The organism is Variovorax sp. E3, assembly GCF_016082275.1.
Classification (GTDB): Bacteria; Pseudomonadota; Gammaproteobacteria; order Burkholderiales; family Burkholderiaceae_C; genus Variovorax.
The window spans coordinates 1-11127 of sequence record NZ_MOWM01000037.1; the positions used below are offsets into that span (position 1 = coordinate 1).

The window sequence follows — 11127 nt, forward strand, 5'->3', positions numbered from 1 at the left end:
CACCGCGGGTGCGGCGCCGGGGCTGGCGCCGGCTGCGCCGCCGCCAGCGCGATTTCGGCGGCCGGGGCCGACACCGCGGATTCGGCATCCTCGGCCGCCGTGGGCGCCTTGCTGCGGGTTCCATAGCCATACCAGCCCGCCACCATCATCATCACCGCCACCACCAGCAGGCCGAGCCACAGCAGGATCACCCGCTTGCGCGGCGGCCGCTCGACGGGCCGCCGGACCTTGACCCGGGTGCGCTTGCGTTCGGCCCGTTCCTGCCGCGCCGTCTCGTAGCCCGATGTCGACGAGGCAGGGGGCGCGGGCGGCGGCGGGGGATCGTCGTAGGCCATGATCACCGTCTGCTGCTCGTCCGACGGCGCCGGGGCCGACGACTTTCCGAAGAACGAGCGCCGGGGCTCGGGCTCGCCGGGGTCGAAGAGCGGCGCCGGAATGGTCGGCGCGCGCAGCTGGGCCGGCGCGGTGGTGGCCCATTCGCGCTCGGGGCTCGGGGGTGGGGGTGGGGGAATCCGGGTCGGCGTGGCGGACAGCGTGACGCCGCAGCTTCTGCAGAAATTCGCGCCGTCACGGTTTTCCGTGCTGCAGACCGGACAGATCAAGGCCATGGCTTACTTACTGACTACTCTCGGGAACCGAAAACGAAATGGGCTGCACGCGTGCCGGCTCCAGTGCCCGCATCGCGCTTCTTGAAGGCCTGACCGCGGCGGCCGGGCTCAGGTGACGGCGACGCGCTTGGAGCGATGCGCCATGCGCTTGGCGATCACGGCGCCCAGCGCCATCGCGATTTCCAGCGCCAGGTTGGGCTGGCGGTTCGTCATCTCGGCAAAGCGGATCGCGTTGAGCCGCCACACGCGGCCCGCGCCGGTGACCACCACGTTGGCCGAATGCGGCAGGCGCGAGAAGAACGAGCCTTCGCCCACCACCGAACCCGGCGTGAGCACGGCAAGGCGCATCTGCTCCTTGCTGCTGACGCGGTGCACGCTGATGGCGCCGCTCTCGATGAAGAACACCGAGCGGTCGGGCGTGCCCTGCTCGATCAGCACGTCGCCGACGCTGGTGTCGATGGGCTGCAGGTAGCCCGCCAGCGTTTCCCATTGCTGGACGCTGAACGTCAACGCAAAAGCGTCGGTGCTCATGTTTTCCGCGATGGCGCGGCTCAGGTTCTGGATGGACATGCTTTTCTCAACCCCGCATCAGTGCCGAAGTATCCGCGATGGCCATGAGATTGGGCTACAGATGTTTACGTTTTTCAGGACGCTGTCTCTATTTCCCAATGCAAAAGCGCGAAAAGATGACTCCCAGCAGGTCATCGGCGCCGAACTCCCCGGTGATTTCGTTCAGCGCGTTCTGCGCCAGCCGCAATTCTTCGGCCAGCAGGTCGAGCAGCTGGGCCTGCGCCGCGAGGTGGCCGGCGGCCAGCGCCAGGTGCGTTTCGACCTGGGCCAGCGCCTGCACATGGCGAGCGCGCGCGAGGTACACGCCCTCGGGCACGGCCTGCCAGCCGGCCATGGCCAGCAGCTGCTCGCGCAGGGCCTCGATGCCCAGGCCGGTCTTGGCGGACATCGCGATGCCCTCGGCCGGCCGGGCCGCCGGCGCAGCGTCTTGCTTGTTCCAGACGTCGAGCACCGGCACGCTGGCCGGCAGCTTTTGCCGCAGGCCGGCGAGGATTTCTGCGTCGGCGGCGGCGTAGTCGGGCATGTCGGCGCGCGTCAGGTCGTGCAGGAACAGCACGGCGTCGGCGCTCTCGATCTGGCCCCAGGCGCGCGCCACGCCGATCTGCTCGACCTCGTCGCTGCTTTCGCGCAGGCCGGCGGTGTCGGCCACGTGCAGCGGCACGCCGTGGATCTGGATGGTCTGCGACACCACGTCGCGCGTGGTGCCCGCCACCGCGCTCACGATGGCCAGCTCGGCGCCGGCCAGCGCATTGAGCAGCGAACTCTTGCCCGCGTTCGGCTGGCCCGCGATCACCACCTTGATGCCTTCGCGCAGCAGCGCCCCCTGGCGCGCGCGCTGCTGCACGGCGGCGAGTTGCGCCTGCAGCCTGGCGAGCTGTCCGGTCGCGTCGGCCTTCTGCAGAAAGTCGATTTCCTCTTCCGGAAAATCGAGCGTGGCCTCGACCAGCATGCGCAGGTGGATCAGCGCATCGCGCAGCGTGTGGATCTCGCGCGAGAAAGCGCCCGACAGCGAGCGCCCGGCACTGCGCGCGGCGGCCTCGGTGCTCGCGTCGATCAGGTCGGCAATGGCCTCGGCCTGCGCCAGGTCGATCTTGCCGTTGAGAAACGCCCGCTGGCTGAACTCGCCCGGCTCGGCCACGCGCAGGCCGGGCAGGCGAGGGCGGCCGGTGACCGCATCGGGCTCGGCCGCCGCCTCGAGGCAGCGCGCCAGCAGCAGCTGCAGCACGACCGCGCCGCCGTGCGCCTGCAGCTCGAGCACGTCTTCGCCGGTGAACGAATTCGGCGAGGGAAAGTGGATGGCCAGGCCGTGGTCGACCGGCTCGCCGCCCGCGTCGCGAAACGGCAGGTAGGTGGCTTCGCGCGGCTTGAGCGCGCGGCCGCAGATCGCGTCGATCAGCGGCGCCAGCCTCGCGCCCGACACCCGCACGATGCCGACCGCCCCGCGCCCCGAGGCAGTGGCGATGGCGACGATGGGGTCTGTGGTGCGGGCGAGCATGGTGCGGATTCTTTCAGCAAAAAGGGCCGCTTACGCGGCCCTTCGGGGATTGGCGGGGGTGGTGTCCGGCTACTTCTTGGTACCGAGCACGCCCAGGCGCTTGTTGATGAACCACTGCTGCGCGATCGACAGCGTGTTGTTCGTGATCCAGTACAGCACCAGGCCGGCCGGGAAGAAGATGAACATCACGCTGAACGCCAGCGGCATGATCCACATCAGCTTGGCCTGCATCGGGTCCGGCGGCGTCGGGTTGAGCCAGGTCTGGAACAGCGAGGTGGCCGTCATGACGATCGGCAGGATGTACCAGGGGTCCGGTGCCGACAGGTCGGTGATCCAGAGAATCCACGGGGCGTGACGCATTTCGACCGACGACAGCAGCACCCAGTACAGCGCGATGAACACCGGGATCTGGATCACGATGGGGAAGCAGCCGCCCATCGGATTGACCTTCTCGGTCTTGTAGATCCGCATCATTTCCTGCTGCATTTCCTGCGGCTTGTCCTTCAGCCGCTCGCGCATTTCCATGATCTTCGGGTTGATGGCCTTCATCTTGGCCATGCTGGCGTAGGCCTTGGCGTTGAGCCAGTAGAAGGCCGCCTTCAGCAGCACCACCAGCGCGACGATCGACCAGCCCCAGTTGCCCAGGATGCCGTGCAGCTGGGTGAGCAGCCAGTACAGCGGCTTGGAGATGATCGCGAAGATGCCGTAGTCCTTCACCAGGTCCAGGCCCGGCGCGATGGCTTCGAGCTTCTTTTCTTCTTCAGGACCGGCGAACAGCGCGCTGTTCACGACCTGCGTGGCGCCCGGCGCCAGCTTCGGCAGCGTGGCCACCATGGCCACGGTGAAGAGGTTGTCGCCCAGGTCCTTCACGCGGAACTCGCGGCGCAGCTGTTCGCTGACCGGGTCGCCCTTGAGCAGCCAGGCCGACGCGAAGTAATGCTGCACCATCGCGATCCAGCCGTCGTTGGCCGGCGGCGGCGGTTCGATCTTGCCCTTGGCGATGTCCTTGAAGTCGAGCTTGTGGAACTTCTTTTCGTTGGTGTACGCGGCCGGGCCGGTGAAGGTGTTGGTGCCGAACATGGTGCCTGCGGCCACGGTGCCGTGGCGCAGCAGCTGCATGTACAGCTGCGCGTCGCGCGGCTGGTCGCCCACGTTCGTGACTTCGTGGCGCACGCCGATGGCGTAGTCGCCGCGGTGGAACACGTAGGTCTTGGTGTACTTCAGGCCGCCGACGGGGGCGCTTTCGAAGCTCACTTCCAGCGTGTTCTGGCCGTCGGCCATTTCACGCGGGCCGGGCTTCGGCGTCATCTGCGTCAGGTGGTTGGGGAAGGCCTCGCCGGCCACCGGGTTCAGCAGGCCGGTCTGCGCGATGTAGCGCGTGGCCGGCGAGTCGTTCTCGAACAGCACCACGTGCTTGGTGCGGTCGGCCTCGTCGTACTTCAGCAGCTCCAGGTGGTTGACCGTGGCGCCTTCGCTGTCGATCGTCGCCTTGAACAGGTCGGTGGTGACACGGACCTTTTCACCGGCCGCGGCGGCGTGGCTTGCGTGGGCACGGCGCCCGCGTTGCCGGCGGCAGCGGTGGGCACGCCGTTGGCGGTGGCGGGCGTGGTGCCGGCGGCCGGGGCGGTGACGGCCGGCTTGCTCGACGGCAGGAAGGTCGGCTTGTTGCCGTTGAAGACCTGCCATTGGTCCCACAGCAGCACCAGCGAGAACCCAAAAATCACCCACAGTATCGTGCGGCGGATATCGTTCATGACGAAGACTTCTTGTCGGAGGAGAGAAGAGACGAAAACAGCGAGCCTGACTTGTCAGTGCGACGCTGTGATTTCGGTGGAACCGGATCGTGCCCGCCCTGGCACCAGGGCTGGCATCGCGCGATGCGGTGCACAGTGAGGTAGCTGCCCTTGAGCGCGCCATGCACCTCGAGCGCCTCGATCGAATACACGGAGCAGGTCGGCGTGAAGCGGCACGACTGGCCGAGCCAGGGGCTCAGCAGCAGACGGTAGGCCTTCACGAAGCCGATCAGCAGGCGTTTCATGATGAGGACGAAGAAGACGCGGAAGAGGGCCCCGAAGCGGCGGGGGGCCGGCGCGGCGCGGGCGCGGACGGGCGCGCGGCCCGAGCCAGCAGTTGCTGGAGTTCGGCGCGAACGGCGCTCTTGAGCTTGTCCGAGGTGGCGCTCACGAATTCCTTGCGATCGAAGCCCGCGCGCAGCCGCACCACGTGCGCGGCACGTGGCAAGGCAACACCGGGAGCAGCGCTCACGGCGTAGATCTGACGCTTGATGGCGTTGCGCGTGACCGCGCGACGCGCCCAGCGCTTGGGCACCATGGCACCCAGCCAGACGTCGTCGGACGCGAACAACGGCGGTGCGCCCGATGCGAAATCGAGCGCACAGCGATGCAATGCGAAATGAGCAGTGCGCGCCACGGTGGCACCTGCGAGGACGGCCTGGAATTGCGCGCGGGTCTTGAGCCGCTGCATGGAAGCCGGGCCGCGCATGTCGTTACCGGTCGGGCCGGACGCGCCGGCTGCGGGAACTGGCGCTGACGTGTCGGCTGCTGGCAACGGCAGGTGGGCTGCCGTCAGACGGCCAGGCGCTTGCGGCCCTTGGCGCGGCGTGCGTTGATGACGGCACGGCCGCCGCGGGTCTTCATGCGGACCAGGAAGCCGTGGGTACGGGCGCGGCGGACTTTGGAAGCTTGATAAGTGCGTTTCATGATGATTTCCTAATTCCCTGTTCGCGCGGGCTCTCTGCCTGAAAAGCATGAGCAACCTGCGGGGCGCCGGGGGAGCGTGTTGGGATGAACCCCGAAGAACGACGCAAAGAGGTTTTCAGGGAAACCCGCAATTATCGCAAACATTGGCCGCCGGAACAATCTTCGACTGGATTTGCGGGCCTTTCGGCGTCCGGGACAGCGTGTGGATAAGGTTTTGACAAGTTAGAATGCCGGGCGCCTTCCAGCAGAGAATATCCACAATACCTATACCAAGAAATGCCCGAGGGTCTCATCACTTTTTCAAGCGCCCATGTCGACTGACGGCATCGGCGAAAGCCTCTGGCAGGCCTGCGTCGACCAGCTCGCGCAGGAGCTGTCCGAGCAACAGTTCAACACCTGGATCAAGCCCCTGACCGCACAGGTCGCCGACGACCTGTCGCGCATGACCGTGTTCGTCGCCAACCGGTTCAAGCTCGACTGGATCCGGGCCCAGTACGCCGGCAAGATCGCGGCCATGGCCGAGAAGATGTACGGCCAGCCAGTGGCCGTCGAGTTAGCGCTTGCTCCTCGCGAAACGCCCGTGCGCTCTGCGCCCGTGGCGGTCATGACCGAAACCGACGTGCCGCGTGACGTGGCCGGCCCGGGCGAGGAACCCGCCGCCGCCGGCTTCAAGAACCGGCTCAACTCCGGGCTCACTTTCGACACCCTGGTCGAAGGCACGGCCAACCGCATGGCGCGCGCCGCGGCCATGCACGTGGCCGGCATGCCGGGCCATCTTTACAACCCTCTTTTCATCTACGGCGGCGTCGGCCTGGGCAAGACCCACCTGATGCACGCGGTGGGCAACCGGCTGCTCGCCGACCGCGCCGATTCCAAAGTTCTCTACATCCACGCCGAGCAGTTCGTCTCGGATGTGGTCAAGGCCTATCAGCGCAAGACTTTCGATGAGTTCAAGGAACGCTATCACTCGCTCGATCTGTTGCTGATCGACGATGTGCAGTTCTTCGCCAACAAGGACCGGACGCAGGAAGAGTTCTTCAACGCGTTCGAGGCCCTGCTGGCCAAGAAATCCCACATCGTGATGACCAGCGACACCTACCCCAAGGGGCTGGCCGACATCCACGAGCGCCTGGTTTCGCGCTTCGACTCGGGCCTGACGGTGGCCATCGAGCCGCCCGAGCTCGAGATGCGCGTGGCCATCCTGATCAACAAGGCACGCGCCGAATCGGCCGAAATGCCCGAGGAAGTGGCCTTCTTCGTCGCCAAGAACGTGCGCTCCAACGTGCGCGAGCTCGAAGGCGCGCTGCGCAAGATCCTGGCCTATTCGCGCTTCAACCAGAAAGAGATCTCGATCGCCCTGGCGCGCGAGGCGCTGCGTGACTTGTTGTCGATCCAGAATCGGCAGATCTCCGTCGAGAATATCCAGAAAACGGTGGCCGACTACTACAAGATCAAGGTCGCCGACATGTACAGCAAGAAACGTCCGGCCAGCATTGCGCGGCCGCGGCAGATCGCGATGTACCTGGCCAAGGAGCTCACGCAGAAGAGCCTGCCGGAAATCGGCGAGCTGTTCGGCGGTCGCGACCACACGACGGTGCTGCACGCGGTGCGCAAGATTTCGGGCGAGCGCCAGCAGCTCACCGAACTCAACCAGCAGCTCCACGTGCTCGAGCAGACGCTCAAGGGCTGAAGCCGGATGTCATCCAGGATGCCTCCTGCAACAGCGGAGAATGGCGTCTTACAAGCTGATTCAAAGAGATAGAGAAGAGGAAGAAGACATGATCGTTTTGAAGGCAAACCAAGACAAAGTCCTCGCCGCGCTGCAGTCGGTGGCGGGCATCGTCGAGCGGCGTCACACCTTGCCGATCCTGGCGAACGTGCTGATCCGCAAGACCGGCGGCCAGCTGCAGCTGACCACCAGCGACCTCGAGATCCAGATCCGCACCACCGCCGAGCTCGGCGGCGACGAAGGCAACTTCACCACGACCATCGGCGCGCGCAAGCTCATCGACATCCTGCGCACCATGCCGTCCGACCAGACCGTGAGCCTGGAGTCGAGCGCCAGCAAGCTGGTGCTCAAGGGCGGCAAGAGCCGCTTCACGCTGCAGTCGCTGCCCGCCGAAGACTTTCCGCTGGTGCAGGAAGCCGCCAATTTCGGCCCCGTGTTCAGCGTGCCGCAAAAGACGCTGAAGGACCTGCTCTCGCAGGTCTCCTTCGCCATGGCCGTGCACGACATCCGCTACTACCTGAACGGCATCCTGTTCGTGGCCGAAGGCAAGCAGCTGAGCCTGGTGGCCACCGACGGCCACCGCCTGGCGTTCTCGTCGGCCACGCTCGACGTCGAAGTGCCGCGCCAGGAAGTCATTCTTCCGCGCAAGACCGTGCTGGAAATGCAGCGCCTGCTGTCCGACGCCGAAGGCGCCATCGAGATGCAGTTCGCCAACAACCAGGCCAAGTTCAGCTTCGGCGGCATGGAGTTCGTCACCAAGCTGGTCGAGGGCAAGTTCCCCGACTACAACCGAGTGATTCCCAAGAACCACAAGAACACCGTCACCCTGGGCCGCGCGCCGCTGCTGGCCAGCCTGCAGCGCACCGCCATCCTGACCAGCGAGAAGTTCAAGGGCGTGCGCCTGAACATCGAGCCGGGCACCCTGCGCATCGCGTCCAACAACGCCGAGCAGGAAGAAGCCCAGGACGAACTCGACATCGACTACGGCGGCGACGCCATCGAGATCGGCTTCAACGTCACCTACCTGATCGACGCGCTGTCCAACATGGACCAGGACATGGTCAAGCTCGACCTGGCCGACTCCAACAGTTCGGCGCTGCTGACCATTCCCGAGAACGCATCCTTCAAGTACGTCGTGATGCCGATGCGTATCTAGCAGACAGACCCCGAAGCGCCTTGCGCACACAGCCCGCGGCCCTCCGCGGGTTTGCGCTTTCAAGAGGCGGCGAATTGAGCTTTTGAGAGCCCGAAAAATCACGTGAATGCCGTGAGAGACAGAGGAATATCCGAATGAGTGCTGAAGAAAACAAGCCCGAAGTGCCGCACACCGAGCCGGTCTACACGCCTGAAGTGCAGGTCGTGCCGCCCGAGGCCATTGCCGCCGACACCAGCTACGGCGAAGGCTCGATCACGATCCTCGAAGGCCTCGAGGCCGTGCGCAAGCGCCCCGGCATGTACATCGGCGACACCTCCGACGGCACCGGCCTGCATCACCTGGTTTTCGAAGTGGTGGACAACTCCATCGACGAGGCGCTGGCGGGCCATTGCGACGACATCGTCGTGACCATCCACACCGACAACTCGATCTCCGTCACCGACAACGGCCGCGGCATCCCGACCGGCGTGAAGATGGACGACAAGCACGAGCCCAAGCGCTCGGCCGCCGAAATTGCCCTGACCGAACTGCACGCCGGCGGCAAGTTCAACCAGAACAGCTACAAGGTGTCGGGCGGCCTGCACGGCGTGGGCGTGAGTTGCGTGAACGCGCTGAGCGTCATGCTGCGCCTGGTGGTGCGCCGCGAAGGCAAGATCCACGAACTCGAATTCAGCCGCGGCTTCGTGCAGAACCGCCTGCTCGAGACGGTGCAGGGCGTTGAAGTCTCGCCCATGAAGATCATCGGCGACACCGACAAGCGCGGCACCGAGGTTCACTTCCTGCCCGACACCGAGATCTTCAAGGAGAACTCGGACTTCCACTACGAGATCCTCAGCAAGCGCCTGCGCGAACTGAGCTTCCTGAACAACGGCGTGCGCATCCGCCTGAAGGACGAGCGCACCGGCAAGGAAGACGACTTCTCGGGCGCCGGCGGCGTGCGCGGTTTCGTCGAGTTCATCAACAAGGGCAAGACCGTGTTGCACCCGAACTCGTTCTACGCCGAGGGCGAGCGCCCGGCCGACACCTACGGCGGCATCCCCGGCACGCACATCGGCGTCGAAGTGGCGATGCAGTGGAACAGCGGCTACAACGAGCAGGTGCTGTGCTTCACCAACAACATTCCGCAGCGTGACGGCGGCACCCACCTGACGGGCCTGCGCGCCGCGATGACCCGCGTCATCAACAAGTACATCGAAGAGAACGAGTTCGCCAAGAAGGCGAAGGTCGAAGTCACCGGCGACGACATGCGCGAAGGCCTGTGCTGCGTGCTGAGCGTGAAGGTGCCCGAGCCCAAGTTCTCGAGCCAGACCAAGGACAAGCTGGTGTCCAGCGAAGTGCGCGCGCCGGTGGAAGACATCGTCGGCAAGCTGCTGACCGACTACCTGCAGGAACGCCCGAACGACGCCAAGATCATCTGCGGCAAGATCGTCGAGGCCGCCCGTGCCCGCGAAGCCGCCCGCAAGGCCCGCGAAATGACGCGCCGCAAGGGCGTGCTCGACGGCATGGGCCTGCCCGGCAAGCTGGCCGACTGCCAGGAAAAAGATCCGGCGCTGTGCGAGGTCTACCTGGTGGAGGGTGACTCCGCCGGCGGCTCCGCCAAGCAGGGCCGCGACCGGAAGTTCCAGGCCATCCTGCCGCTGCGCGGCAAGATCCTGAACGTCGAGAAGGCGCGCTACGAGAAGCTGCTCACCAGCAACGAAATTCTCACCATGATCACCGCACTGGGCACCGGCATCGGCCGCGCCGGCGCGACCACGGCGGGCGGCGGCGCGGACGACTTCAACGTCGCCAAGCTGCGCTACCACCGCATCATCATCATGACCGACGCCGACGTCGACGGCGCCCACATCCGCACGCTGCTGCTGACCTTCTTCTACCGGCAGATGCCCGAGCTGGTCGAGCGCGGCCACATCTACATCGCGCAGCCGCCGCTGTACAAGGTCAAGGTCGGCAAGGAAGAGCAGTACCTGAAGGACGGCCCCGCGCTGGACGCCTTCCTGCTCAAGGTGGCACTGAAGGACGCGAGCATCGAGACCGGCGGCGCCAACTCGACCACGCTGAGCGGCGACACCCTGGGCGAGCTGGCGCGCAAGCACCAGGTGGCAGAGGCCGTCATTGCACGCCTGCGCAACTTCATGGACGCCGAGGCGCTGCGCGCCATTGCCGACGGCGTGGCGCTCGACCTGGACACCACGCCCGCCGCCGAGGCTTCGGCCATTGCGCTGCAGGCCAAGCTGCGCGAGCTCAACACCACCGGCATCCCCGCCGAGGTGAGCAGCGAGTTCGACGCCCGCACCGACAAGCCGCTGCTGCGCATCAGCCGCCGCCACCACGGCAACATCAAGAGCAGCGTGCTCACGCAGGACTTCGTGCACGGCGCCGACTACGCCGCGCTGGCCGAAGCCGCCAACACCTTCCGCGGCCTGCTGAGCACCGAAGGCGCGCTGGTGAAGCGCGGCGAGGGCGAACGCGGCAAGGAAGAAAAGGTCGACGACTTCCGCCAGGCCATGAAGTGGCTGATCAGCGAAGCCGAACGCGCCACCTCGCGCCAGCGCTACAAGGGTCTGGGCGAGATGAACCCCGAGCAGCTGTGGGAGACCACGATGGATCCGGCGGTGCGCCGTCTGCTGCGCGTGCAGATCGACGATGCGATCGAAGCGGATCGCGTGTTCACGATGCTGATGGGCGACGAGGTGGAGCCGCGTCGCGAGTTCATCGAGCAGAACGCGCTGCGGGCGGCGAATATCGACGTGTAAGCCTCCACGGCTTCTCCGCACCCCAAGGAACGCCCGGCCATGCCGGGCGTTCTGCTTTCCGCCGCGTCGAACCGCCAGACCCTTGAGGCAGAA

The 11127-nt window shown here is 65.9% G+C and carries 10 protein-coding genes; 3 read left to right on the top strand and 7 right to left on the bottom strand.

The window, feature by feature from the left end; translation table 11 throughout:
• The 7 genes from BMG07_RS15325 to rpmH form a co-directional block, all read right to left on the bottom strand.
• Positions 1 to 608: zinc ribbon domain-containing protein (locus tag BMG07_RS15325; protein WP_198085298.1), on the bottom strand; the 608-nt coding region annotated here is incomplete at its 3' end.
• Between the two features lie 108 nt (positions 609 to 716).
• Positions 717 to 1178: a Crp/Fnr family transcriptional regulator gene (locus BMG07_RS15330; RefSeq protein WP_198085299.1), complete on the bottom strand. Its 462-nt coding sequence runs from the start codon at positions 1176 to 1178 to the stop codon at positions 717 to 719.
• Positions 1179 to 1266: 88 nt separating this feature from the next.
• On the bottom strand, positions 1267 to 2673 hold the full coding sequence (gene mnmE / locus BMG07_RS15335; RefSeq protein WP_198085300.1) for a tRNA uridine-5-carboxymethylaminomethyl(34) synthesis GTPase MnmE: 1407 nt from the start codon (positions 2671 to 2673) through the stop codon (positions 1267 to 1269).
• Positions 2674 to 2742: 69 nt separating this feature from the next.
• Positions 2743 to 4359 carry a membrane protein insertase YidC gene (gene yidC, locus BMG07_RS15340; protein WP_269759011.1) on the bottom strand — a complete coding sequence of 539 codons (1617 nt, stop codon included), beginning with the start codon at positions 4357 to 4359 and terminating at the stop codon, positions 2743 to 2745.
• Between the two features lie 64 nt (positions 4360 to 4423).
• Positions 4424 to 4711: a membrane protein insertion efficiency factor YidD gene (yidD, locus tag BMG07_RS15345; protein ID WP_198085301.1), complete on the bottom strand. Its 288-nt coding sequence runs from the start codon at positions 4709 to 4711 to the stop codon at positions 4424 to 4426.
• Positions 4708 to 5157, bottom strand: a complete 450-nt coding sequence (locus BMG07_RS15350; protein WP_198085302.1) for a ribonuclease P protein component — start codon at positions 5155 to 5157, stop codon at positions 4708 to 4710. The genes yidD and BMG07_RS15350 overlap by 4 nt, the downstream gene beginning before the upstream one ends.
• A gap of 101 nt (positions 5158 to 5258) precedes the next feature.
• Positions 5259 to 5393 (bottom strand): 50S ribosomal protein L34, encoded by a 135-nt coding sequence (gene rpmH, locus BMG07_RS15355; protein WP_007834827.1) that lies wholly within the window; start codon positions 5391 to 5393, stop codon positions 5259 to 5261.
• A gap of 310 nt (positions 5394 to 5703) precedes the next feature.
• On the opposite strand from rpmH, the gene dnaA reads away from it, so the two are divergent.
• From dnaA to gyrB, 3 genes are all read left to right on the top strand, one after another.
• Complete coding sequence (gene dnaA, locus BMG07_RS15360; RefSeq protein WP_198085303.1) at positions 5704 to 7083, top strand: chromosomal replication initiator protein DnaA; 1380 nt, start codon at positions 5704 to 5706, stop codon at positions 7081 to 7083.
• A gap of 88 nt (positions 7084 to 7171) precedes the next feature.
• Positions 7172 to 8278: a DNA polymerase III subunit beta gene (gene dnaN, locus BMG07_RS15365; RefSeq protein ID WP_093242281.1), complete on the top strand. Its 1107-nt coding sequence runs from the start codon at positions 7172 to 7174 to the stop codon at positions 8276 to 8278.
• Positions 8279 to 8412: 134 nt separating this feature from the next.
• A complete protein-coding gene (gene gyrB / locus BMG07_RS15370) occupies positions 8413 to 11034 on the top strand; it encodes a DNA topoisomerase (ATP-hydrolyzing) subunit B (protein WP_198085304.1) in 2622 nt (873 codons plus the stop codon).
• The last annotated feature ends 93 nt before the right edge of the window (positions 11035 to 11127 follow it).